The sequence below is a fragment of the Sphingomonas faeni genome, assembly GCF_023195535.1.
GTDB lineage: Bacteria > Pseudomonadota > Alphaproteobacteria > Sphingomonadales > Sphingomonadaceae > Sphingomonas > Sphingomonas faeni_B.
Genome location: NZ_JALPNF010000004.1, coordinates 117,742 through 142,333, shown reverse-complemented (window position 1 = coordinate 142,333; position 24,592 = coordinate 117,742). Strand labels below are relative to the sequence as shown.

Below are 24,592 nucleotides of genomic sequence, written 5' to 3'. Positions count from 1 at the left end.
CCCGCAGGCGGGAGGGGAGCAGGTCAGCCCAGGCGTCCCAATGCTGCGTGCAACCGCGCGGCTTCGGCGGCCTTGTCAGCATGGTCCGCCTTGGCCTTCTCGACCGCTTCGGGCTTGGCGCGTTCGACGAAGCTCGCATTTCCCAAGCGCCCCGACAGCGCATCGCGCTCCTTCTCCGCCGCCGCGATCGCCTTGGTCAGGCGGGCGCGTTCGGAGTCGAGGTCGATCACGCCTTCGAGCGGCAGGACGAACGTCGCTTCATCGACCACGATCTGCGCCGCGCCGCCGGTGGCTTCACCGTCCGCGTGCGTGACGCGGGCGAGACGGGCGAGCGCGGGTGCCTGGCGTTCGAGCCGCGCCAAAGTCGCCGCATTCGCATCGCGGACGTGAAGCGGCAAGCGCGCGCCCGGCGGCACGTTCAGTTCGTTGCGCGCGGTACGGATTTCCTGAACCAGCCGGATCAGCCAGTCGACCTCCTTGCTCGCTTCCGGATCGAGCGAGCGCGCATCCGCCATCGGCCACTGCGCGACGATCAGGTCGTGCTCGCGAGCGCCCATCGCGTGCCAGAGTTCCTCGGTGATGAACGGCATGAACGGGTGGAGCAGGACCAGGATCTGGTCGAGCACCCAGCCCGCGACCGCCTTCGATTCATCGTCGATGACACCGCGCTCGTCACCTACCATCTGCGGCTTGATCAGTTCGAGATACCAGTCGCAGAAGCGGCTCCACGCGAACTGGTAGATCGCATTGGCGGCGCCGTCGAAGCGGTAGTCGGCGAGCGCGAGGTCGACCGTCTGGACGGTCGCGATCGTCTCGGCGATGATCCACTTGTTGACGGCCAATTCCGCCCGCGGCGCCTCCAGCGTCGTGCTGGCGACGATGCCGTTGGCCTGCGCGAACCGGGCGGCGTTCCACAGCTTGGTCGCGAAGTTGCGATAGCCCTCGACGCGCTTCTCATCCATCTTGATGTCGCGCCCCTGGCTCTCCATCGCCGCCATGAAGAAGCGCAGCGCGTCGGCGCCGTACTGGTCGATCAGCCCGAGCGGATTGACGACGTTGCCCTTCGACTTCGACATCTTCGCGCCGTCTGCCGCTCGGACCAGGCCGTGGAGGTAGAGCGTGCGGAACGGCACGTCCTTCATGAAGTGCAGCCCCTGCATCATCATCCGCGCGTTCCAGAAGAACAGGATGTCGAAGCCGGAGATGAGCACGTCGTTCGGGTAGCGGCCGCCGAGTTGCTTCTGCTCCCTCTCCCCTGCGGGGAGAGGGTCGGGGTGAGGGGTCGTACCGGGCGTCGCGCTGCTTGGCTGCCCCTCACCCTGGCCCTCTCCCCGGAGGGGAGAGGGAACGGCACCCTCCTCAGGCCAGCCGAGCGTGGCGAAGGGCCAGAGCGCGCTGGAGAACCACGTGTCGAGCACATCGGGGTCGCGACGAATAGACGCCGTTACCGTGTCATGATTTACGTTGAGGCCGGCTTCATTTCCGATGATGACGGAGAAAGCCTTGCCACTTAGGTCCCAGTTTTCGCGGTAAAACTGTTCCGCCTCAGCAATCGCGTCCTCTTCGTTTTCAGCCACGAAGGTGGGCAGCGGCGAGGACGGACTACCGATGTCATCCGGCTTGAGCTTCGGAAAATCGGCTCCCCAAATTGGATATCCGAACCATGCCGGAATCCGGTGCCCCCACCAAAGCTGGCGAGACACGCACCAGGGCTGGATGTTCTCCATCCAGTTGAAGAACGTCTTCTCCCACGTCTTCGGGACGATATCGATCGCGCCGGTCCGCACCGCCTCGATCGCCGGCTGCGCGAGCGTCTTCGCGTCGACATACCATTGGTCGGTCAGCCACGGCTCGATCACCACGCCCGAGCGGTCGCCATACGGGGTCTGGATCGTGCGCGGCTCGGCGTCGTGCTCTTCGCCGTCCTTGTCGACGTGCGGGATCAGAAAGCCCTCTGCCTTCAACCGCGAGACGACGGCCTTCCGCGCCTCCGCCGTCGTCAGCCCGAGCAGGTCGTCTGGGATCAGCCCGTCCGACACCTGTACGACGCGCGCCTTCGCATCGAGCATGTTGAGCATCGTGCCCGCGGCCATTCCGGCGCGCTTGCCGACCTCGAAATCGTTGAAATCATGCCCCGGCGTGATCTTCACCGCGCCCGATCCGAGTTCGGGATCGGCATGGTCGTCGGCGATGATCGGGATCAGGCGTCCGGTGATCGGCAGCTTCACCTGCTTGCCGATCAGATGCGTGTAGCGTGCGTCCGACGCGTTCACCGCGACCGCCATGTCGGCGAGCATCGTCTCGGGCCGCGTCGTCGCCACCTCGATCAAGCCCGACCCGTCGGCGAGCGGATAGCGGAGGTGCCAGAAACTCCCCTTGATCTCGCGCGTCTCGACTTCGAGGTCGCTGATCGCGGTGCCGAGGCCCGGGTCCCAATTCACCAGGCGCTTGTCGCGGTACAGGAGCCCCTCCTTGTGGAGGTCGACAAACACCTTCAGGACGGCCTTCGAAAAGCCCTCGTCCATCGTGAAGCGTTCGTTCGCCCAGTCCATCGAGCAGCCAAGCCGGCGGAGCTGCTGCGTGATCTCGCCGCCGCTCTCTTCCTTCCACGCCCAGACCTTGGCGATGAAGTCCTCGCGCGAGAGGTCGGTGCGCTTCTGCGGCGGGGACATCGCGCCCATCTGGCGCTCGACCACCATCTGCGTCGCGATGCCCGCGTGATCGGTGCCGACCACCCATAACGCGTCCTTGCCCTTCAGACGGGCGTGGCGCGTCAGGATATCCTGCAGCGTGTTGTCGAGCGCATGGCCGATATGCAGGCTGCCCGTGACGTTGGGCGGCGGGTTGACGATCGTCCAGGGTTCCGCGTTCGGGCGGTCGGGGCGGAATTGGCCGCTGGCCTCCCAATGCGCGTACCAGCGCGATTCGATGGAGGCCGGGTCGAAGGTTTTGGGAAGCTCGCTCATGCCGAAAGCCTTAGCGAGCGTGTTCGGGCTAGGCCAGCGTCACGTCCGCGCGCCGGGCTTGTCGAGCACCGCGCGGATCCGCTCGTTGAGTTCGTTGCGCCGATACGGCTTGCGGATCAGTTCGAACGACCGGCTTCCCTCGTCGATCGCCTCGTCGGCAAACCCGGTCGTCAACAGCACGGCGGTGCGGGGATAATCGCGCCGTACCGACTGGGCCAAGGTGACGCCGTTCATCCCGCCGGGCATCAGGATGTCGGTGAACAGCAACGCGAAGTCCGAATTGCGCGCCAGCGTGTCGAGGGCTCCGCGCGCGCTGTTGACCAGCACGACGTCGTAACCGAGATCCTCCAGGATCGTGCGTCCGAGCTCGCCGACTTCCGCCTGATCCTCCACCATCAATACCCGCTCGGCCCCACCGGACCGCGGCGCGACGGGTGCCGAAGGCTTGCGCTCGACCGCGCCACTCGCACGCGGGAAATACAGCGAGAACTCCGCCCCGCCATTGTCGCCATTCCGCACGGTGGCGAGGCCCCCCGACTGGCGCATGAAGCCGTAGACCATGGCCAGCCCGAGCCCGGCGCCCTTACCCATTTCCTTGGTCGTGAAGAACGGTTCGAACAGCTTGTCGGCGGTGGCAAGGTCGATGCCCGGGCCGTCGTCGCAGACGCTGACGACGACATATTCGCCGGGTTCCAGCTTCGCGACGCTGGCGTCCTCGGGCAGCACTGTGTTGCGCGTCGCGATCGTGACCCTGCCGGTGCCGCCGGTCGCGTCGCGCGCGTTCGAAACGATGTTCAGCAGCGCCATCTCGGCCTGGACCGGATCGACACGGCAGTTCCACAGGTTAGCGGCCAAGTCGCGCTTGAGCGTGATGCCGGTGCCGATGCTGCGCTCCAGGATCGCACGGAAATCGCCGATCAGCTGGTTGAGGTTCATCAGCCGATCGCGCAATTCCTGCTTTCGCGCGAACGCGAGCAATTGCTGCGTCAGCGTGGCCGCGCGCGAGGCCGAGGTCGAGATCGCGTCGACCGCGCGTCGGGCAGAGCGATCGTTCGCGTCGATCCGCGCGTCGAGGATATCGGCATAGCCCTGGATGACCTGCAACAGATTGTTGAAATCATGCGCGATCCCGCCGGTCAGCTTGCCGACCGCCTCCATCTTCTGCGCCTCGTGGAGCGCTTCCTCGGCCTCGCGACGGCGCGAAATATCTAGCTGGCTGGCGAAGAAATAGCGCAGCTCGCCATTCTCGGCGAAGACCGGCGACACGAACAGCGCATTCCAGAACGTCGATCCGTTCTTGCGGTAGTTGAGCAGTTCGACCGCGACTTCCTCGCGCTTTTCGATCGCCGCCCGGACCTCGGCGACCGCAGCCCGGTCCGTCTCGGGGCCCTGGAGGAAGCGACAATTCTTGCCGAGGATCTCGTCCTGCGAATAGCCACTCATGAACGAGAACGCCTCGTTGCAGAAGATGATCGGGTTGTCGTCGCGGTGCGGGTCGGTCACGACCATCGGCATCCGCGTGGTCTGTACGGCGGCAAAAAAGATGTCGCTGCCCGCGTCGGCAGGCGCGATACGGTTGCTCGGCCTTCCCTCGACCGGAGCAAGGGTCGGGGCCTGCTGGGCTACCGGATTTTGCGTGCTCGGATCGGACATGGAAAGCGTAACCCCGGCGGAACCACACAGGTTCCCGCCGGGGCGACGCGAAGATTAAGGCTGCTGGTTCATGATCTTGGCGATTTCTCGCGCGACCATGTCCTCGACCATATGCGGCAGGTTCGCATCGATCCACTCGCGCAGCATCGGCCGCAGCATCTCGCGGACCAGCCCCTCGAGCGTACCGTCGCTGTTGGTGTCGGGTTTGATCATCATCCGCGTCAACGCTTCGAGCGGCGCGCGCGTTGCGGCGGCGGTTTCGCGCGACACGATCGACTCGGACGTCGCCTCCGCGGGCGGCGCCTGGACCTGTGCCTGCGGCTTGGCTGCGGCCTGACGCGGTTCCGGCGCGGCATCGACCGACGTCAGTACCGGGGATTTCGGCGTGCGGGGTGTACGGTCGACCATCGGCATCGGATCGCTCAATTCGAGAATTTCATCGTCGTCGATCTCGTCGTCGAGATACGCGGCGTCCCGATAGGCGGGCTCCTGATAACCCTGGGCAGGCTCGACCGATGCCGACACCGTCCGGGACGGACGGCGCGACCGGCCGGGCGTGTCGCCCTCTTCGGCGATGATGCGTTTGATCGACGAGAGGATTTCCTCCATCGACGGCTCGCCGTTCACGTCCCCCATCCGGACCATCCCAAACCCCGTAGCCGCGCACACCCCTATTGGCGGCTCGGCGCCGCCATACCTGTGGTTAAGGCGGGGTTCCTGTCAACCGGCGTATCGAGCAACGGGTCGCGTTGCGGCGCGACGCGGGCATCCTGTGCGGGCGATTGCGCGGTACTGGTGGCGACCGGCACCGGCTCGCCATCGCCGCCGAAATCCCAGATCTTGTGGCGGACGCGCTGATAATTGGCGACCGGATCGTACAGCACGCCGCCGTCGAGCCCGAGATCGCGCGCCTCGGCCTGCCCCATCGCCGCCAGCAACGCGAAGCCCGCGACATAGGCGTCGCGTCGAGCAGTGACGAGAGTCACCTGGCTGTTGAGCAATTCCTGCTCGGCGTTGAGGATGTCGAGGATGGTACGCGTGCCGACGCTGTTCTCGGCGCGGACGCCCTCGAGGCTCAGCTTGTTGGCGTTGACCGCGGTCTCGGACGACTGGATCACCTGTTCCGACGAACGCCAGACGGCGAAGGCGGATCGCGCCTGCGAGATCACGTTGCGTTCGGTCGCGGTGACGTTCTCGATCGCGCGGCTCTGGAACGCCTCGGCCTGGCGGACCTGCGCGGCGGGGCGGCCGCCCTGGAACAACGGCAGGGTCAGCGACAGCCCGGCCTGGACCGCCTTGTTCACGTTGGGAAACGTGTTGATGCTGCCGTCGGTCGTCGATGCCGAACCCAGATAGTTGGTGTAGCTTGCCCCGCCCACTGCACTGATCTGCGGCAGGCGGCTCGCGCGCGCGACACCGACATCATAACGGGTCGCATCGCGCTCCTTGGCGGCGGCGATCAGGACCGGGTTGTTCTCGATTGCGACGGTTACGGCCGAAGCAGGGCTGTCGGGCAGATGCGGCAGGGTCGGCGGCGTCTCGAGCGTCCCGGCTGGCGTGCCGACGTACCGGATGTAATTCTCGCGGCTGGAGATCAGCTGCGCCTCCGCCGACTGGAGCTGCGCACGGGCAAGCGCGAGCCGCGCTTCGGACTGGGCCACGTCGGTACGGGTGAGATCGCCGACCTGGAAGCGATCCCGGCTGGCTTGCAGGTTGACGTCGAGGACGCGGACGTTTTGCGTGTTGAGTCCAACGATCGCCTCGTCCCGGATCACATCCATGTACGCCGCGACGACGTTGGTGAAGAGATCGGCCTCGGTGCCGCGCAGCGTAGCGCGGCCCGCCTCGACGCGCGTTTTGGCGGCGGCGACCGAATTGCGGACCTGCCCGCCCTGATACAGCGGCACCGACACGTTGGCGCGCGCCACGGCCTGCCGGGGCAAAGCGATAAAGCTGTTCGCCGCGGTCACGACGAATTCGGTATAGTCGCCGGTCGCATTCGCCGATGGCAAACCGGCGGCGCGCGCGATCGGCACGTTCTCGTCGGTCGCGCGCAACGTCGCGCGCTGGCCGGTGATGATCGGGTTGGTGGTGTAGGCCTTGGCCAGCGCCTCGCGAAGCGTCTCCGCACTTGCTGGTGCAGCGATATAGATCAGCGCAACACTCGCAAGCAAGCGGCGGCAACGAGCGGTGCGCAACATCATAGGCTCAGAACCTGAAAGGCTTGGGGGTTTCGAAACCGGGGAGCACGACGCACTCGACATCGACGAACGCGACAAGCGCGAAGCCGCCATCGGTCTTACGTCCCGACGCCAGCCGGGTGAGCCCGCGCTCGGCGATGCCGGCGGTCACGCGACCATCCGGGCGGACCTGCGCGATCAGCGCGTCGGGCACCGACTCGACCGCGCCGTCGACGATCAGCACGTCATACGGTGCCCCGGCAGCGTGACCATCCTGCATCGGGCCCTCGACCAGTTCGACGTTGCCGACACCGGCAAGCGCAGTGCGCGCGATCGCCAGCAATGCGGGATCGCTTTCGACGGCGACGACCGACCCGACGATCTCGCTCAGTACCGCGGCGGTGTAGCCGGTGGCGGCGCCGATCAGCAGCACGCGGTCGGTCGCGGTCAGATACGCCTCGGTCAGCAGCCGGCCGGTCGCCATCGGCACGTTGACATGACGACCGCCACCGAGCGGGATAGCCGCGTCGCGATAGGCGATCGAGCGCACGCCCTCGGGCATGAACTGCTCGCGCGGCACCCGCGCCATCGCCGCAACGACACGCTGGTCGTTGACCGCGTTGGTCCGGAGCTGGCTCGCGACCATCGCGTGACGCATGGTCTCGAACGCCGAAGCGGGCGCCAAAATAGGGTTTTCGGTCTCGAGGCTCATCGTCGTCATAACCCATCCTGTCGCACAACTGTTTTAGTTGCGCAATACACTAGTTGTCGCGTCGATGTGTATCGCGCACCAGCGACCGCGCCAAGCCGGAGTTACGCTCAGCGGGTCCGAGATAGAACGATTTTGCGATGTAGACGCCCCGCCCGCCCGTGTGACACCGAAGATGTCGCGGGCGGGACGTCGAGGGCGCATGCGGAAGTCCACGGCACTACCTCTGCGCCGATTATTAGCAGCAAACGCCGCCCCCGTCGCCAAAAATGGGACATGGGTGGCTTTCGGACCATCGCAAAGCGGCTTGCCAACCTTCATTGTCCGTGCGCCGGACATCCTTCGCACGCTATCGGATCACGATAATTCGCGACATGCAGCACGTCACGGTTGACCGCGCGTACAAAACGAAGCATTTGCGCCGTCCGCATCGAGGCCCGATGGCGGAGTGGTGACGTAGAGGACTGCAAATCCTCGCACCCGGGTTCGATTCCCGGTCGGGCCTCCAACTTCTGCAGCGCCAGACTGCGGCATACCCGAGCAAATTGTACGATGGGCGTCATACGCCGACTGACCGCGGACGATTTCGGCGGTCATCGAGCAGGGTGTCGACGAGAAGACCGAAAACGGCTCGCTCGAGAAAAGGGAATATCTCGCGCGAGCCGCGGTCCAACGCCCGCGTGCGGTCTTGGGGACGCACGCTGGAGGTCGTGGTTTGCGACACGGGTCGCACCAGATCAAGCGTATAGTGTCATACTCAAGGTGACCGGGCCCATGCAGCCGGCATTGTCCGATTTCGGCACGTTGCGCCTTAGATCAAAGCGTCCAGCAATCCGATCAACGGACGATCAGCCGGTGGCATCGGCAAGGCATGCATCGCGCTGGGCCGCACCCATTGCAACGCCGTTGCCTCGAGCGCGCGCGGGACCCCCGTCCATTTCCGCGTGACGTATAATAAGAGCACGAGATGGCGATCCCCGAGGGGCGCGCTCGCAAAGGCCGCGGGGGCGAGACAGGCCTGCGGTACCGCAATGCCAAGCTCTTCTTCAAGCTCGCGGATCAGCGCGCCCTCTGGCGTCTCGCCGGGTTCGATCTTGCCGCCGGGAAACTCCCAAAGTCCCGCAAGCGACTTACCCTCGGGACGTTGTTGAAGGAGCACGCGCCCCTCCAGATCGACCAGCGCGGCGGCAACGACCGGCAGGAGCGACGATGTGGTCGAACGGAGACGATCGTTGGTCATTCCTTAATTCACCTCGGTTATACTGTTGCTTATGAAGGCTGTACTCTCCGTGGCGACGATCGCCGGTCGAACGCTCTCGCGTTTTTGGCGCAACACTCGAGGCGCGACCGCGATCGAATATGGCTTGATCCTGGCCTTTGTCGTGATCGCGATGATCGTCGGTCTGACCGCCTTGGCCAACTCGACCACGGGTATGTGGAACACCGTCGACACCAAGGTCAGGACCGCTCGCTGACCCTAAAAAAACCGGGCCAGCTTAAGCCTTTCTCAACGCACGGCTCGTAATTCTTGGTCTGCTGACCCGGCCTGTCCGGTCCAGCCGGGTGACACTGAAGCAATCCAACCATGGAGACCGGAATGAAGACGATTCGCAAGTTTTTCAAGAATTCCAAGGGCGCGACCGCAATCGAGTACGGCCTGATCGCCGCACTGATCGCCGTTGCCGCGATCGCTGCCATGCAGGGCCTGGGCAACAGCCTGAACAAGACGTTCAACAACGTCGCGACCCAGCTCAACAAGTAAGCGTACCGCGATTCACATCGCGGCCGATCAGGGCGGCTGGACTACGGTCCAGCCGCCCTTTTCATTGGGCATTCACCTCAGTCGCTGCAGCGCAACGCTTAGAGTCGGCCCATCTTCAAGAACTTGGCTTGGCGATCCTTGCGCAGGTCGGCCGGTGCAAGCATCACCAGATCGTCGAGCGCCGACGACAGCGCGTCGCCCAGCGCATCTATCGCCGCGACCCGGTCGCGATGCGCGCCACCCAGCGGTTCGGCGACGATGTCGTCGATGACGCCGAACGCCTTCAGGTCCTGTGCGGTGATCCGCATTGCTTCGGCCGCCTCGGGTGCCTTGTCCGCGGTGCGCCACAGGATCGAGGCGCAGCCTTCGGGGCTGATCACCGAATAGACCGCGTGCTCGAACATCAGCACGCGATTGCCTGCCGCGAGCGCCACCGCGCCGCCCGAGCCGCCCTCGCCGACGATCGCCGCGACGATCGGGACGCCCGCATTGAGGCAGGCTTCGGTCGAGCGGGCGATCGCTTCTGCTTGGCCGCGCTCTTCGGCCTGAATACCGGGAAACGCGCCGGAGGTATCGACCAGCGTGACGATCGGCAGGCCGAACCGGTTGGCGAGTTCGACCAGACGGATCGCCTTCCGGTAACCCTCCGGTTTGCCCATGCCGAAATTGTGGCGCAGGCGGCTCGCAGTGTCGTCGCCCTTCTCGTGGCCGAGCACCATGATTTTCCGCCCGCGAAAAGTCGCGAAGCCGCCGATGATCGCCTGGTCGTCGCCGAACGCGCGATCGCCCGCGAGCGGCACGAACTCGTCGAACAGCGCGGCGACGTAATCCTTAAAGTGCGGACGCTCGGGATGGCGCGCGACCTGCGTCTTCTGCCACGGGGTCAGCCGCGCGAAGGTGTCCTTCAGCAGCTTGTCGGACTTCGCCTGCAAGCGGGCAATGTCGGCGGCGAGGTCGACGCTGCCTTCGGCGGCGGTGTCGCGGAGTTCGTCGATCCGGCCCTGGAGTTCGGCGATCGGTTTCTCGAAGTCGAGGAAGCTTGGCATCAGCGGCGGTTACGGTGCGACGCCGTCCGCGTCAACGCGGCGCCCTGTTCGCGTCACCGCGGGGGCAGGTCTGCCAGCGGGTGCCGCGTGTTGACGAGCTCGACGAGGCGGCTCGAATCGACGTGCGTGTAGATCTCCGTGGTGGCGATATCGGCGTGGCCGAGCATCGATTGCAGCGCGCGCAGATCGGCGCCGCCCGCAAGCAGGTGCGTTGCGAAGGCATGGCGCAGGACGTGCGGGCTGACGCGATCAGGCGGGATGCCGGCCTCGGCGGCGAGCGCCTTGACGAGCTGATACAGGCGGATGCGTGAGAGATGCCCCTTGCCCGAGGGGAACAGCCACAGGCGATCCGTCGCGACATGGGTTCGCCACACCGCCACCGCCGCGCGCGCGCGATCGGAAATCGGGACGAGGCGCTCGCGCCCCCCCTTGCCGCGCAGGATCAGGAACGGACGATCGGGGTGAACCGCATTGCGCGGCAGGCTGACGAGTTCGGTCGCGCGCAGACCGGAGCCGTAGAGCAGCTCGAACAGCGCGGAGAGCCGCAGGTCGTTGGGGTCGAGCGGATCGCGCACGGCGCGCTCGGCGATCGCGGCGAACAATCGGTCGATATCGGCGTGGCTCAGCACTTTGGGCAAAGTGCGTGCGGTGCCGGGTCGCGGGAGTGCCTTGCCGGGATCGTCCGCGCGGTGACCTTCGTCGGCCAGGAACGCGAAGAAGCGGCGGAGCGAGGCGGACTTTCGCCCGACGGTGGAGCGGGACAACGCCGACCAGCCGCCGGCGAGCGTCGCAAGCGCATCCACATCCGCCTCGACCAACCGCCCTTCGAGCACCTGCGAAGCGAGCGTCAGGTCGCTGCGATACGCGGCGACGGTGTTGGCCGCCGCCCCCGCTTCCGCCGCCATCATCTCCAGAAACCGGTCGATCAGTGCGCGGTCGGTGGCGTGGGTCACGCCCGTGCGCCCGGCGTGATCACGCCCGCGCAATCGCCTCAGCGGCGATCATCCGCGCCTCGCCGTCGAGCCCGACCGCGCGCAAGGCGCCGACGATCCGGTACAGCGCCTCGGGCGGGATGCCCTTCCAGTCAGGCGCCTGCATACCGATCGCGGCGAGCACGACCACCGTCCCCGCCTGCCCGTCGCGCGCGGCCCGATCGAGCGCACGCGTCCAAGCATTGTCTGCACCGATGCGGACGCCAAGCGATTGCGCGGCACGTTCGATGTCGCCCGAGTTGAGACGTCCCAACCCTGCCAGCCCCGCGAACAACATGCGCTGCTTCAACGCCGAATCGCCTTCGCCGCCCGAATAGGAGGCGAGGTCGGCATAGCTCAGCCGGCGATACGCGTCGGGATCACTGAGCATGATCATCGCCCAGGCGTCACCGCCGGCCGGCACCGTGCCGAGCCAGCGCGCGGCGGTGCGATCGAGCCCGGCGGACAGCATCGACGCGACCAGATGATCCGCCTCGTCCTTCGCCAGGGCCGGGTTCATCCGCGCCGCCGCCCGCGCGGTCAGCACCAGGCGCGCATAGGGCGGCTGCGTGGCCGCGCCGCCCCACAACTGGCGGAGCGCATTCAGCCGGGCATCGGGACTGCGATCGGCATAAGCGGTCTGCAAATCGTTCGCGGTCGCCGCCGCCGCACTCTGCGCATCGTCGTCGTTGGCGGTCGCCGCATACAGGTCGACCAGCGCCGCGCTGGAGAGCACGCCCTGCCCCGCCGCAGCCTCCGCAGGTGCCAGCCGAGCATTGAGTGGGACCGAAGGTGACAGTGCCTGCCAGTATCGCACCTGCGGGCCGGCACTCGCATAAAGCTCGTCGGGCACCGCGACACCGGTCGCCATCGCCAAGCCGAACCGCCATGCGGTAAGCTGGTCGACGCCGTCCCATTCTATCGTCACCGCCTGTCGCCCCTGCGCACCGGCCCCGACGACCTTCTGCGAGAGCAGCATGTCGACGCCGCTCGCAACGTTGCGGCGCTTGGCGGTCGCAATCAGCGGCGTCGCCTGCGCAGGGTTACCCGACAGCCCCGCGCACATCGCCTGCGCCATCGTCCAGCCCCGCGCCGGCGCATAGCGCATCGCACCGGGAACGAGCGGGCAGAAACCCGCCGGATCGCCGGTCGCCAGCGAGGCATTCATCGCGACCTGGTACAGTTTCGGCGTATAATTGCCGGTGTCGACGCTCTGCGTGACCGCCCGCGCCGCGACCGATTCGCCCATCCGCAGCAAAAGCCACGCGCGTTCGGCGGCGAAGTCCGCGCCGTTGGTGCGACTCGGCGTATCGACGCGCGACACCAGCGCACGTCGCAACAGGATCGACATCCAGCGCGACGGCAGCGGCGCAGTCAACCGCCGCATCAGCGTCTCGACATACTGGCCGTCCACAGCGCCGAACGCATCTGTATCGAGCCCGCCTTCGCTCGCCAAAACCGGACCGACCGTCGCGAGCGAGCGACGCGCGGACTCCGGCATCTCGTACTGCGCTAGCACGGCCGGATCGATCACCGCCGGGGGTGCGACAGGCGGCACCAGGGGTGCGTCGCCCGGCGTCGTCGGCGGCAAAGGCTGGATCATCGCGCCCGGCTGTGCCGGTGCGGCGCTGGGCGGTGGGGTAGTCGGCTGCGATGGCCCCGTCGGGCGCGTTGGCTGCGTCCCCGCCGGAGTGGTCGGGCGCGGCGCAGGCGCGGGCGTCGGCTCGCCGAACCCCGGCGGCAGGATCGATTCAGGCCGGTCCTGCCCGATTGCGGGGGCAAGCGCGATCAAGGCGCCGACGGCAACGGCCGCCGTCAGGGATGCCTTAAGAGAGGTTCGCAAGCGTCACGGCCTTTTCGACGCGGCTCTGCGGACGCTCGGTGGCGCGCCCTGCCAGCAGGAACAGGCCGCCGACCACCACGACAAGAACGACGACGACCGAGACGATGAAACGGGACATGGCGGCGTAACCTTGTAGTGGACGGGGAAGCGGACAAAACAGGCGCCAAGAGCTTTTGCCCTCGCGCGGTGCCGCTGTATAGCGCCCCTCACGATGTTGCAAAGCCACAACCCCTCAGGCGGGCCCGCAGGCGGCCCCGCCCCAGCCCCGATCGATCGACCGATCGTGCTCGTCGGGCTGATGGGCGTCGGCAAGACTACCGTAGGCCGCCGGCTCGCGTTGCGCATGAACCTGCCATTCGTCGACGCCGACCACGAGATCGAGGCGGCCTCGGGCATGACCGTCGCCGAGATCTTCGCCAAATACGGCGAGGAGTATTTCCGTGACGGCGAACGCCGGGTGATCGCGCGGCTGATCGACGGCACGCCGAAAATCATCGCGACCGGTGGCGGGGCGTTCATCAACGATGACACGCGGGCGCTGATCTTACGCGACGCCATCTCCGTCTGGCTCAGTGCGCATCCCGACATCCTGGTCGAACGCGTCGGGCGGCGCGATACGCGACCGCTTCTCCGCAACCGCGATCCGGGCAAAGTGCTCGCCGAACTGGCGCGCGTGCGCAACCCGATCTACGCGCAGGCGCACATCCATATCGTCAGCAACAAGACGCCGCACGAAGCGACCGTCGCCGCAATCCTGAGAGCGCTTGGCCGATGAAGACCGTTACCGTTGAACTGGGTTCGCGGACCTATCCGATCCATATCGAAGCAGGGATTCTCGCGCGGGCCGGCGAATTTCTAGCGCCGCTCGCGAAGGGTCGGCGCGTAGCGATCGTCACCGACGAAAATTTGTCGCTGCATCTGGCGACGCTGCAGGCTTCGTTGAGCGCGGAGGGGATCGAGTCCGAGGCAATCGTCCTCGCGCCGGGCGAAGGCAGCAAGAGCTGGGCGACGCTGGAGATGCTGTGCGACCGGCTGCTCGAACTCGGCGTCGAGCGCGGCGATCATGTCGTGGCGCTCGGCGGCGGTGTGATGGGCGATCTCGTCGGGTTCGCCTGCTCGATCCTCAAGCGCGGCTGCAACTTCGTGCAGATCCCGACCAGCCTGCTCGCGCAGGTCGACAGCTCGGTGGGCGGCAAGACCGCGATCAACACGAAGGCTGGCAAGAACCTTATCGGCGCGTTCCACCAGCCGGTGATGGTGCTGATTGATCCGCAGGTGCTCGACACGCTGCCGATCCGCGAACTCCGCGCAGGCTATGCCGAGGTCGTGAAATACGGCCTGATCGACGACTTCGCGTTCTTCGAATGGTGCGAGGCGAATGGCGCCGCGTTGCTGGGCGGTGACATCGGCCTGCGCGAATATGCGATCGCCCACAGCGTTTCGGCCAAGGCGCGGATCGTCGCGGCGGACGAGCACGAGACCAACGGGACGCGCGCCCTGCTCAACCTCGGCCACACGTTCGGGCACGCGCTCGAGGCGGAGACCGGGTTCTCACAGGCGCTGAGCCACGGCGAAGGCGTAGCAGCGGGCTGTGCGCTGGCGTTCGGCTTCTCGGCCTCACAGGGCATCTGCTCGGGCCAGGACGCCGCGCGCGTGGCGGCACATTGGCGCGATGTCGGTCTTCCCGACGGGCTCGCCGCGGCGAAGATCGGCGCGAGCGGTGCGCGGCTCGTCGATCACATGCGCCACGACAAGAAGATGGCGGCGGGCACGCTGCCGTTCCTGCTCGCGCGCGGCATCGGCCAGACCTATCTCGACAAGACCGTCGACCTCACCGATGTCGAAACCTTCCTCGACGCGCAGCCCCGCTGATGCCCAACGGTATCGCCAAGCAGAATTTGCCGACCAAGATCTGCCCGGCGTGCGAGCGCCCCTTCACCTGGCGGAAGAAATGGGCGCGCGACTGGGACAGCGTGATCTATTGCTCGGACGCGTGCCGCAAGAAGCGGTGACGCGCGCCGGTCAGACCGCGTGGGCCGGATTGCCGACGTCGCTCCTGCGCCGGCCATAGGCAAAATACAGCGCCAGCCCCGCCGCGTTCCAGATCACGAACCGAACCAGCGTCGAGGTTGGCAAACTCGCCAGCAGATACAGGCAACCCAGCACCGTCACCGCACCGACCGCATAGGCCGCCGGGCAGCGGAACAGGCGCGGCAGTTGCGGCGCGGTCCGGCGCAGCACCATCAGGCACACGCCGACCGAGATGAACGCGATCAGCGTGCCCGCATTGGCGAGTTCGGCGATCTCGTCGAGCCGGAAGAAGCCCGCGACCGCGGCGATCGACAGCCCGGTCAGCAGCGTGATCAGCGTCGGCGACCCCGTCCGCTTGCTGATCTTGGCGAGACCGCGCGGTAGCAGCCCGTCGCGCGCCATCACGAAGAAGATTCGGCTCTGCCCGTACATCATCACCAGGATCACCGACGGCAGCGCGATCACTGCGGCCAGCGCGATGATCTGCGCCGCGAATGGCTGGCTCAACTGGCGCAGCACGAGCGCGAGCGGCTCGGGCGAATTGGCGAGCTGCGTGAACGGCAGCGCGCCGATCGCGCTGACCGCGACGGCCATGTAGATCACCGTGCAGACCAGCATCGAGCCGACGATGCCGATCGTCAGGTCGCGCTTGGGGTTCTTGGTCTCCTCCGCCGAGGTCGCGACCGCGTCGAAGCCGTAGAACGCGAAGAACACGATCGCCGCCGCCGCCATCACGCCGCGCTTATGCCCGCCAAGCTCGGTGGAGCCGAAGCCGTAGGGCATGAACGGATGGAGATTGTCGGCCTTGAACGCGGGCGCCGCGTAGACGACGAAAATCGTCAGCGCGACCAGCTTGATCAGCACCAGCACGATGTTCAGCGTCGCGCTCTGCCGCGTGCCGAGGATCAGCATCCCCATCACCGCCAGCGACACCAGTACCGCGGGCATGTTGACGAGCCCGCCGCCATGCGGCCCGACCAGCAAGGCGTGGGGCAAATGGATCCCCGCCGCCTCGATCCAGCCGACCAGATAGCCCGACCAGCCGACCGCGACGGTCGAGCACGCCAGCGAATATTCGAGGATCAGGCTCCACCCGACCACCCAGGCGATCCCCTCGCCCAGCGCCGTATAGCTGAAGGTATAGGCGCTGCCCGCTGCCGGGATCAGCGTCGCGAGTTCGGTATAGGCGAGCGCCGCGCACGCGCAGATCACGCCGCAGATCACGAACGCGAGGATCACGCCCGGCCCTGCCCGCTCGGCACCGACGCCGACCAAAGTATAGATCCCGGTGCCGACGATCGCGCCCACCCCGAGCGCGATCAGATGCGGCCAGCTCAGCGTCTTGGCGAGGCTGTGTTCGCGGCTATGGGCTGACGATTCGAACGATTTACGCGGTCCAAACATAGCCCATCCCCTGTGATCTCTAGTCGCGCGCTGTTGCGAACTGGAAGCGCAGATCGGTCAGCGTCGACTGAATATGGCTGTTCAGCAGCGTCAGCATGCGATCGTCGTCGCGCGCGAGCCACGCCTCGAGCATTTGCCGATGCTCGAGATGCGCACGATCCTCGCGTCCCGCCGGCCGCAGATGCGCGACGACGTAACGCTCGGCGAGGATCGCCAGCCGCTCGACCATCTGCGTGGTCAGCAGGCGACGGCCCGGCCGGACCAAAGCGGTGTGGAACACGCGGTTGCGGATCGCGACTTCGGCGAGCCGCTCGCTCGCCGCACTGTCGAGCTCCTCGAAGGCGAGGATCGCCGCATTACGGTCGTCGTCATTGGCGACGGTCGACGCATAGGCGGCCGCCTGCGGCTCGATCGCCAACCGTAGCGCGAAGATATCGTCCGCCTCGTCCGCCGACATCGGCTGGACCGAGTACCCCCGGTTCGCGTGGCTGGTCAGCAGGCCCTCCTGCTCCAGCCGCGCCAGCGCCTCGCGCAACGGGATCTTGCTGACGCCGAGTTCGGTCGCCAGCGCATCCTGGCGGATCGCGGTATGGCCGGCGAGCTTGCCGGTGACGATCTGCTCGCGGACGATCTCGAACACCTGCTCGGACAGGGTGCGGACGACGATGCTCATGGATGGACGGCTCCGAAAACGGGAAGACCGCACCAGCATAGCCGAAATGTCATGAAACTTGGAAACCGTTCCAGAAACGATCGTCGCGATCGATCCAGATTGTGTTGAACCCGGTCGCGATCGCCGATCCCTCGATCGACGGGATGATCGCCGGAGTGTCGCCAAGCGACGTTTCCGCCTCGACGCGGCCGATGAAGCGGCTGCCGATATAGCTCTCATGGACGAACCGGTCGCCGACCGCCAATCGCCCCTTGTCCGCCAGATGCGCGAGCCGTGCCGACGTGCCGGTGCCGCACGGGCTGCGGTCGATCGCCTTGTCGCCGTAGAACACAGCATTGCGCCCGTCGGCTCCGTCTCCACGGGGCACGTCCGCCCACAGCACATGACTGACACCACGGATCGTCTGGTCGAGCGGATGGACCGGCTCGAACTGCGCCCGCACCGCCTCGCGAACGCGGCCGCTAAGGGCGATGATCTCTGCGGCACCGAGGTCGTCGAGCCCGGTATAGCGCCCCTGCGGCTCGACGATCGCGTAGTAATTGCCGCCATAGGCGACGTCGATGCTGAGCGGACCGATACCCTCGATGTCCACCGCGATCCCGCGCGCCGCGACATAGGCCGGCACGTTGGTGATCCGTACCGAGGTCACTTTCGCGCCCTCGGTCTCGTACGCCACGTCGATCACGCCCGCAGGCACCTCGATCCGCAGCCGGCCCGGTGTGGCCGGCTGGATCAGCCCATGTTCGAGCCCGAACGTCACCATACCGATCGTGCCATGCCCGCACATCGGCAGGCATCCGCTCGTCTCGATGAACAGGATGCCGATATCAGTATCGTCGCGCGTCGGCGGGTAGAGGAACCCGCCGGACATCATGTCGTGGCCGCGCGGTTCGAAGCAAAGCCCGGTGCGGATCCAGTCGAACCGCGTCATGAAGTCCTGTCGCCGCTCCGACATCGACGCGCCCTTCAGCAGCGGCGCCCCGCCCGCGACGAGGCGGACCGGATTGCCGGCGGTGTGGCCGTCGATGCAGAAGAACGTGTGGCGCATCAGTTCGAGAGAGTCGGGCGCGTCGCCGCAGCCTTCTCGACCATCGCGATAACCTCGGCGCGACGTTCGCCGATCAGCGGATAGCGCGGCGGCAGGACGCGCTCGGAGCCGCGCCCCATGACCTGCTCGGCGAGCTTGATCGACTGCACCAGGTCATGCTCGGCATCGAGATGGAGCAGCGGCATGAACCAGCGATAGATCTCCATCGCCTTGGCATGATCGCCGCGCGCGAACGCGTTGACCAGCTCGACCGATTCCCGCGGAAACGCATTGGTGAGCCCGGAGACCCAGCCCTGCGCGCCCAGATACAGCCCCTCGAGCGCAACATCGTCGAGCCCGGCGAACAGCACGTAGCGATCCCCGAACGCGGTCTTCACGTCGGTGAAGCGCCGCGTGTCGGGAGCCGATTCCTTGACCGCGACGATATTGGCGACGTCGACCAGCGCAGCGAGCACGTCGTTGTCGATCAGCGTGCGATACGCTGGCGGGTTGTTATAGAGCATGATCGGCAGACCAACCGCGGTCGCCACGCCCTTGAAATGCGCGACCAGCTCGTGCGGCTTCGGCACATAGACCATCGGCGGCAGCAGCATCAGGCCATCCGCACCGACCTTCTCAGACGCCTGCGCATACCGTACTGCGCGGCGCGTGTCGTATTCGGAAACGCCGGTGATGACCGGCACGCGGCCGTCGACCGCCTCGACGATCGCGGTCAGTACCTCGACCTTTTCCTCATACTCGAACGAGTTGTTCTCGCCCACCGTGCCGAGCGCGATCACCCCGGTCACGCCGTCGCGGATCAGGTCGTCGACGACACGTTGCGTATCGGCGAGATCGACTGTCATATCCTCGCGGATCTGAGTCGTTACGGCCGGAAATACACCCTTCCACTCGACAGACATTCGGTATCGACCTTCCTGCGTTTCAATATATATACCGTATACGAAAACGATTGATGCGGTGCAACAGGAGAAATGGGTTGGAAACGGTCAAGCCCACGATCGGGATAGTCGGCGGCGGCGTGATCGGCTTGTGCTGCGCCGTCGCTCTGCTCGATCGCGGATATGGCGTGAGTGTGTTCGAACGCGACGCCGATTACAACGCCGCATCCTGGGGCAATGCCGGCCACATCGCGGTCGAACAGGTCGAACCGCTTGCGTCGCCAAGCGCACTTAAATCCGTGCCGGGTCGCCTGTTCAGCACGGGCGGGGCGCTCGGGCTGCCACTGTCGATGGCGCGACGCTGGCTGCCGTTTGCCGCGCGGCTGGTCGCGGCGTCGACGCCGGCGAGGTTCGCGGCGGGAACGGCTGCGCTGACGCCGTTGCTGGCTGGCGCGATGCCCGCGTGGCGCGATCTGGTCGCGACGATCGACGCACCGGATCTGTTGCGCGAGGAAGGCCATATCTTGGTCTGGGATTCGGCCGCGAGCGCACGGACCGGCCGGCAGCGCTGGTCTCGAACCGCGATCGGAACGGCGCGGATCGTCGATGCCGAGCCAGAACTGCTGCACCGGCTAGGCTTCCTGGCCGATCCGGTCGGTGGCGCGATCCGCTTCACCGGCAGCGGCCAGATCGCCGATCTCCGCCGCCTCGCGACGACACTCGAAGCCGCGATTGTGGCGCGGGGCGGGCGGATCGTCCGCGAGGGCGTGCACCTGATCGACGACGGCGGACGGATCGTCGTAGCCGGGCACGATGTCGACCACGTGCTGGTGACCGCCGGGGTCCGGTCCCGTGATCTGCTCGAACCGCTCGGCTACCGCGTGCCGATGATCGCCGAGCGCGGCTATCACATCCGCGCCCGCGCCGACGGCTGGCCCGCCGACCTGCCGCCGATCGTGTTCGAGGACTGTTCGATGATCGTCACGCGCTATGCCGAGTGCGTGCAGGCGGCGAGTTACGTCGAGCTCGGCGATCCCGACGGCCCGCCCGATCCGCGCAAATGGGAGCGGCTGGAACATCATGTCCGCACGCTCGGCCTGCCGATCGAGGGACCGTTCGAACGCTGGATGGGATCGCGCCCTACCCTGCCCGACTACCTCCCCGCGATCGGTCGCTCGACGCACCACGCAAATCTCGCTTATGCGTTCGGCCATCAACATCTCGGGCTCACGCTCGCGCCGGTGACCGCGACGCTCGTCGCGGCGATGTTGGCAGGAGAAACTCCGGCGGTGGCGCTCACGCCGTTCGACCTCGACCGTTTCGGCAAAAAAGGACCTCACGCATGACCATCGGCGGATCTTCGATAGCCGACGAACTGGCGACCATCGCACCTTGGGCAGACCGCGCGCCGCGCATCACGTCGGCGGAGCGTGCCGCGCGGCTCGACAAGGCGCGCGCGCTCACCGAGGCGGCCGGCGCCGACGCGCTTCTGATCGGCGCGGGCGCGAGCCTGCGCTATTTCGCGGGCATCCCGTGGGGGCCGACCGAGCGCCTCGTCGCGCTGCTGCTCCCCGTAAAGGGCCAGCCGATCCTGATCTGTCCACGCTTCGAACAGGGCTCGCTGGACGCGGCGGTCGAGATCGACGCCGACCTGCGCCTCTGGGAGGAGGACGAGAGTCCGTACGCGCTGGTCGCCGATGCCGTCGGCGGCAAGCTGCTACTCGAACCACAACTCCCTTACGGCATGGCGACCGGACTTGCCTCGACCGGTCTCGAACTTGGCGATGGCGCTTCGGTGATCGACGCGTGCCGCATGATCAAAAGCCCGGCGGAGATCGCGCTGCTCGCGCAAGCCAAGGCGATGACGCTCGACGTCCAGCGCCGCGCCGCGCGCATCATCCAGCCCGGCATCGCCGCCAGCACGGTGATCCGCTTCATCGACGAGGCGCACCGCGCAATCGGCTCCTCGGGCTCGTATTTCTGCGCCGTCCAGTTCGGCCGCGCGACTGCCTTCCCGCACGGCATCCCCGGCGACCAGCTGCTCGAGGAGGACCAGCTCGTGCTGATCGACACCGGCTGCCAGGTCGAGGGCTATCATTCCGACATCACGCGGACCTATGCGTTCGGCAACGTCGGCGACGAGGCCCGCGCGATCTGGGACATCGAACACGAGGCGCAAGCAGCCGCGTTCGCCGCGGTCCAGCCCGGAATCCCGTGCGAAGCGATCGACACCGCCGCCCGCGTCGTACTGGAGAAAGCCGGTCTCGGCCCCGACTACCGCCTCCCCGGCCTGCCGCACCGCACCGGCCACGGTATCGGCCTGTCGATCCACGAACCCGCCTATCTGGTCCGCGGCGACCGCACGCCATTGGCGCCGGGCATGTGCTTCTCGAACGAACCGATGATCGTCGTCCCCGACCGCTTCGGCATCCGGCTGGAGGATCATTTCCACGTCACCGAAACAGGCGCCGCCTGGTTTACCGAACCGCAGCCCTCCATCGACCGCCCGTTCGGCTAACGCAGGATACCCCGCTCTCCGTCATCCTGGGCTCGACCCAGGATCCAGAGCCACGCAAGCCAGCGTTCGTGGCTCTGGATCCCAGCTTTCGCTGGGATGACGGGGGGGTGACGGCGCGGTGACGATCGCCAGCCCGCCCTCACTCCTCGTCGGGATACGGCCCCTTGCCGCCTGCCGCGATCAACTGGTCGGTCCGCGCCTCGATCACCGGCACCGGTACCGATCCCATCTCCAGCATCGCATCGTGGAACGCGCGGATGTTGAACTTCGCGCCGAGCGTGTCCTGCGCCTTCTTCCGCGCGGTCTGGAACGCGATCTGGCCCATGTAATAGGACAGCGCCTGCCCCGGCCACGCGATGTAGCGATCGACCTCGGTCTCGATCTCGTGGTTCGATAGCGCGGTATTGTCGTGCAGATACTCCTGCGCCTGTTTCCGGCTCCAGCCCTTGGCATGGATGCCGGTGTCGACCACCAGCCGCGCCGCACGCCATGCCTGATAGCTCAGCATCCCGAACAGGTCGTACGGCGTCTCGTACATCCCCATGTCCTCGCCGAGCGTCTCGCAATACAGCGCCCAGCCCTCGCCATAGACCGACAGATACGTGTCACGCCGGAACGCCGGCAGGGTCTTGTTCTCGGACGCGAGCGGCATCTGGAATGCATGCCCCGGCGCGCTCTCGTGCAGCGTCAGCGCGACCTGCGAATAGAAGGGCCGCGACGGCAGGTCATAGGTGTTGACCAGATAAATGCCCGGCCCGCCGCGCCCGCCGGTATAGAACGGCGCGATGTCGGCCGGCACGGGCTTTATCGCGAACCGGCTGCGCGGCAGATGCCCGAACCACTGCGACGCCTTGCCGTCGAACGTCTTGGCGATCCACGCCGCGCGGTAGAGCAGTTCGTTCGGCGTCTTGGGATAGAATTGCGGATCGGTCCGCAGGTGGTTGAAGAATGCCTGCAGATCGCCCTGGAACTTCACGCTGCGCATCACGCCGTCCATACGCCCGCGAATCTTGGCGATCTCGGCGAGCCCGAGCGCGTGAATCTGCTCGGGCGTGATATCCTGCGTGGTGTATTCGCGGACTTTCGACAGATAATAGGCCTTGCCGTCGGGAAGGTCGTACGCCGCCAGCCCCTCGCGGGCATGCGGGATATACTCCGTGCGCAGGAACTTCAGCAGCGTCGCATAGGCCGGTGCGACCGACTGCGAGATCGCCGCCGTCCCCTCCGACCTGAGCGCAGCCTGATCGGCGGCGGGGATCGTCGACGGGAAGGTCTTGAACGGTTCGTAGAACGGCGAGTCCTGCGGCGTCTTCGCCTCCGCGACCTGCGCGACACCGTTGTCGCGCCCGGTCAGCGTCACCCGCGCCGGCGTGAACCCGCGCGCGAGCCCGGCGCGCATGTTGTCCGTCTGCTGGTCGAAATAGCGCGGGATCTGGCGCATCACAGCGATATAGTCGCGATAGTCCTTCACCGACTTGAAAGTGCCGCGCGCACTCTCCGCGACATCGCCCCAGAAGCTGGTGTCCGCAGTCAGCGGCTTCTCGTAATCGCGATAGCGTTGCTCGGCGAGCAAGGCGTCGATCTGCTGCGCATAGACCGCGTAGTTGATGCGGTTGGCGGGCGACAGGCTGGCCGGTGCGATCGCCGCGAGTTGCCGCGATACGTCGGTCCAGCGCGCGAGCCGCTCGGCCTGCGCTTTTGGGCCGACATCGGGCAACCGCGCCGCGGCGGTCGGATTGTCCTCGCCCTGCGCGAACTGAAGCTGCCGCCACGCATATTCCGACGTGTAGAGCGCCTTGAACCGCGCGTCCGCGGACATCGCAGCCGCCGCCTTCGGAGTTCTTGAAGGCGCCGCCCCAACAGCCGTCGAACCGAGCGCGAGCAACAGGATAAAAGCCTTCATCGTCATTCTCCTGGAACCAGCGCCATGATGTCGCGGTACAGGGCGGCGGGTATAACCACCCCCTCGGTCAGACTGCGCGCCCGCGCCGCATACCGCCGCTGCGACGGCAGCCGAGCGCCCTGCCCCTCGATCGCCGCGAACATCGCTTCCGCGCGCGCGAGGTGCTCGGCAACCGCATCGCCGAGGAACCCGGCAGGATCGATCGCGATGATCAACTCCCCACCAATCGGCGATCCGTCACGCGCGGCGTCGGCCTCCAGCGATTCCCGGCTGGTCATGTCACCGATCAGCGGCCCCGCGAGCAACTCGACCATAGCCGCCAGCGCCGATCCCTTATGCCCGCCGAACGTCCGCATCGCGCCGTTCAACACCGCCGCCGCGTCGGTCGTCGGCTGCCCGTCCGCATCATAGCCCCAGTCATCGGGAACAGGCTTCCCCGCGCGCCGATGCAGCTCGATCTCGCCGCGCGCGACCGCGCTGGTCGCGAAGTCGAACACGAAAGGATGCCCACTCGCCCGCGGCCAGCCGAACGCAATCGGATTGGTCCCGAACACGGGCAAGGTACCCCCCGCCGGTGCGACCCAGGCATGGCTCGGCGTGACCGCAAGCACGACCAGCCCGTCCTCCGCCAGCGCCTCGACCTCCGGCCACAATGCCGCAAAATGCACGACGTTGTTCAACGCCAGCGCAGCGATCCCATACGCCCGCGCCTTCTCCGCCAACCGTTGCCGTCCCCGCTCGAACGCGAGTTGCGCGAACCCGCCGCCGCCATCCACCCGCACGAGTGCGCGCGCCGGTTCGCTCACCACCGGTTCGGGATCGAGCGCGACGACACCCTTGGCGATGCTGTTCGCCGCGACCAGCAGCCGGTAGATGCCGTGGCTCGCACACCCGTCGCGCTCACCCGCGACCATCGTCTCCGCGACCGCCTCGGCATGCACACGCGACAGGCCCACCCCGAGCAGCACTGTCCGCGCGAGCCCCCGCACCTCGTCGAGTGTCAT

Annotated in this window: 23 protein-coding genes and 1 tRNA gene; 8 read left to right on the top strand and 16 right to left on the bottom strand. The window is 66.7% G+C overall.

Annotation, left to right across the window (positions count from 1 at the left end):
• Window positions 1-23: 23 nt before the first annotated feature.
• The 5 genes from SPHN_RS10445 to SPHN_RS10425 are packed head-to-tail and all read right to left on the bottom strand — an operon-like array spanning window position 24 to window position 7,511.
• Entirely contained in the window at window positions 24-2,966 is a 2,943-nt protein-coding gene (locus tag SPHN_RS10445; protein WP_248523085.1) for a valine--tRNA ligase, read from the bottom strand.
• A 39-nt stretch (window positions 2,967-3,005) separates the two neighbouring features.
• On the bottom strand, window positions 3,006-4,619 hold the full coding sequence (locus SPHN_RS10440) for a histidine kinase famiy protein (RefSeq protein WP_248523084.1): 1,614 nt from the start codon (window positions 4,617-4,619) through the stop codon (window positions 3,006-3,008).
• Between the two features lie 54 nt (window positions 4,620-4,673).
• A complete protein-coding gene (locus tag SPHN_RS10435) occupies window positions 4,674-5,255 on the bottom strand; it encodes a DUF2497 domain-containing protein (protein WP_248523083.1) in 582 nt (193 codons plus the stop codon).
• A 35-nt stretch (window positions 5,256-5,290) separates the two neighbouring features.
• Complete coding sequence (locus SPHN_RS10430) at window positions 5,291-6,823, bottom strand: TolC family outer membrane protein (RefSeq protein ID WP_353460933.1); 1,533 nt, start codon at window positions 6,821-6,823, stop codon at window positions 5,291-5,293.
• A gap of 4 nt (window positions 6,824-6,827) precedes the next feature.
• Window positions 6,828-7,511: a protein-L-isoaspartate O-methyltransferase family protein gene (locus SPHN_RS10425; protein WP_248523304.1), complete on the bottom strand. Its 684-nt coding sequence runs from the start codon at window positions 7,509-7,511 to the stop codon at window positions 6,828-6,830.
• Window positions 7,512-7,942: 431 nt separating this feature from the next.
• Here SPHN_RS10425 and SPHN_RS10420 point away from each other — a divergent pair.
• Window positions 7,943-8,016 (top strand) — tRNA-Cys (locus SPHN_RS10420).
• 303 nt (window positions 8,017-8,319) lie between these two features.
• On the opposite strand, the gene SPHN_RS10415 is transcribed toward SPHN_RS10420, so the two are convergent.
• The gene (locus SPHN_RS10415; RefSeq protein WP_248523081.1) at window positions 8,320-8,748 is read right to left on the bottom strand and encodes a (deoxy)nucleoside triphosphate pyrophosphohydrolase; all 429 of its coding nucleotides are present in this window, start codon (window positions 8,746-8,748) and stop codon (window positions 8,320-8,322) included.
• Window positions 8,749-8,797: 49 nt separating this feature from the next.
• Between SPHN_RS10415 and SPHN_RS10410 the strand changes: the two genes are divergently transcribed.
• Together SPHN_RS10410 and SPHN_RS10405 are read left to right on the top strand one after the other, a co-directional pair.
• Window positions 8,798-8,983, top strand: a complete 186-nt coding sequence (locus tag SPHN_RS10410; RefSeq protein ID WP_432715078.1) for a Flp family type IVb pilin — start codon at window positions 8,798-8,800, stop codon at window positions 8,981-8,983.
• A gap of 122 nt (window positions 8,984-9,105) precedes the next feature.
• Window positions 9,106-9,270: a Flp family type IVb pilin gene (locus tag SPHN_RS10405; protein ID WP_132897650.1), complete on the top strand. Its 165-nt coding sequence runs from the start codon at window positions 9,106-9,108 to the stop codon at window positions 9,268-9,270.
• Between the two features lie 98 nt (window positions 9,271-9,368).
• Here SPHN_RS10405 and SPHN_RS10400 read toward each other — a convergent pair whose 3' ends face one another.
• From SPHN_RS10400 to SPHN_RS18435, 4 genes are read right to left on the bottom strand one after another with little or no spacing between them, the layout of a single operon-like run.
• Window positions 9,369-10,316 (bottom strand): acetyl-CoA carboxylase carboxyltransferase subunit alpha, encoded by a 948-nt coding sequence (locus tag SPHN_RS10400; protein WP_248523080.1) that lies wholly within the window; start codon window positions 10,314-10,316, stop codon window positions 9,369-9,371.
• A gap of 53 nt (window positions 10,317-10,369) precedes the next feature.
• Window positions 10,370-11,269 (bottom strand): tyrosine-type recombinase/integrase, encoded by a 900-nt coding sequence (locus SPHN_RS10395; protein ID WP_349238499.1) that lies wholly within the window; start codon window positions 11,267-11,269, stop codon window positions 10,370-10,372.
• A 19-nt stretch (window positions 11,270-11,288) separates the two neighbouring features.
• On the bottom strand, window positions 11,289-13,130 hold the full coding sequence (locus SPHN_RS10390) for a hypothetical protein (RefSeq protein WP_248523079.1): 1,842 nt from the start codon (window positions 13,128-13,130) through the stop codon (window positions 11,289-11,291).
• Complete coding sequence (locus SPHN_RS18435) at window positions 13,114-13,248, bottom strand: hypothetical protein (RefSeq protein ID WP_267904487.1); 135 nt, start codon at window positions 13,246-13,248, stop codon at window positions 13,114-13,116. Before SPHN_RS18435 ends, SPHN_RS10390 begins: the two co-directional genes overlap by 17 nt.
• A gap of 93 nt (window positions 13,249-13,341) precedes the next feature.
• On the opposite strand from SPHN_RS18435, the gene SPHN_RS10385 reads away from it, so the two are divergent.
• The 3 genes from SPHN_RS10385 to SPHN_RS10375 are packed head-to-tail and all read left to right on the top strand — an operon-like array spanning window position 13,342 to window position 15,142.
• A complete protein-coding gene (locus SPHN_RS10385) occupies window positions 13,342-13,905 on the top strand; it encodes a shikimate kinase (protein WP_132897648.1) in 564 nt (187 codons plus the stop codon).
• Window positions 13,902-15,002 carry a 3-dehydroquinate synthase gene (gene aroB, locus SPHN_RS10380; RefSeq protein WP_248523078.1) on the top strand — a complete coding sequence of 367 codons (1,101 nt, stop codon included), beginning with the start codon at window positions 13,902-13,904 and terminating at the stop codon, window positions 15,000-15,002. Before SPHN_RS10385 ends, aroB begins: the two co-directional genes overlap by 4 nt.
• Entirely contained in the window at window positions 15,002-15,142 is a 141-nt protein-coding gene (locus tag SPHN_RS10375) for a DUF2256 domain-containing protein (RefSeq protein WP_248523077.1), read from the top strand. Before aroB ends, SPHN_RS10375 begins: the two co-directional genes overlap by 1 nt.
• A 10-nt stretch (window positions 15,143-15,152) precedes the next feature.
• Here SPHN_RS10375 and SPHN_RS10370 read toward each other — a convergent pair whose 3' ends face one another.
• The 4 genes from SPHN_RS10370 to SPHN_RS10355 are packed head-to-tail and all read right to left on the bottom strand — an operon-like array spanning window position 15,153 to window position 19,188.
• Window positions 15,153-16,565, bottom strand: coding sequence for an amino acid permease (locus SPHN_RS10370; protein WP_248523076.1), 1,413 nt, complete (start codon window positions 16,563-16,565; stop codon window positions 15,153-15,155).
• A gap of 19 nt (window positions 16,566-16,584) precedes the next feature.
• The gene (locus tag SPHN_RS10365) at window positions 16,585-17,238 is read right to left on the bottom strand and encodes a GntR family transcriptional regulator (RefSeq protein WP_248523075.1); all 654 of its coding nucleotides are present in this window, start codon (window positions 17,236-17,238) and stop codon (window positions 16,585-16,587) included.
• A gap of 49 nt (window positions 17,239-17,287) precedes the next feature.
• Window positions 17,288-18,286, bottom strand: a complete 999-nt coding sequence (locus SPHN_RS10360; protein ID WP_248523074.1) for a 4-hydroxyproline epimerase — start codon at window positions 18,284-18,286, stop codon at window positions 17,288-17,290.
• A complete protein-coding gene (locus SPHN_RS10355; protein WP_248523073.1) occupies window positions 18,286-19,188 on the bottom strand; it encodes a dihydrodipicolinate synthase family protein in 903 nt (300 codons plus the stop codon). Before SPHN_RS10355 ends, SPHN_RS10360 begins: the two co-directional genes overlap by 1 nt.
• A gap of 77 nt (window positions 19,189-19,265) precedes the next feature.
• On the opposite strand from SPHN_RS10355, the gene SPHN_RS10350 reads away from it, so the two are divergent.
• Complete coding sequence (locus tag SPHN_RS10350) at window positions 19,266-20,513, top strand: NAD(P)/FAD-dependent oxidoreductase (RefSeq protein WP_248523072.1); 1,248 nt, start codon at window positions 19,266-19,268, stop codon at window positions 20,511-20,513.
• Window positions 20,510-21,685, top strand: coding sequence for a M24 family metallopeptidase (locus SPHN_RS10345; protein WP_248523071.1), 1,176 nt, complete (start codon window positions 20,510-20,512; stop codon window positions 21,683-21,685). The genes SPHN_RS10350 and SPHN_RS10345 overlap by 4 nt, the downstream gene beginning before the upstream one ends.
• A gap of 139 nt (window positions 21,686-21,824) precedes the next feature.
• On the opposite strand, the gene SPHN_RS10340 is transcribed toward SPHN_RS10345, so the two are convergent.
• Complete coding sequence (locus tag SPHN_RS10340; RefSeq protein WP_248523070.1) at window positions 21,825-23,588, bottom strand: DUF885 domain-containing protein; 1,764 nt, start codon at window positions 23,586-23,588, stop codon at window positions 21,825-21,827.
• A 2-nt stretch (window positions 23,589-23,590) separates the two neighbouring features.
• Window positions 23,591-24,592 (bottom strand): Ldh family oxidoreductase, encoded by a 1,002-nt coding sequence (locus SPHN_RS10335; protein WP_248523298.1) that lies wholly within the window; start codon window positions 24,590-24,592, stop codon window positions 23,591-23,593.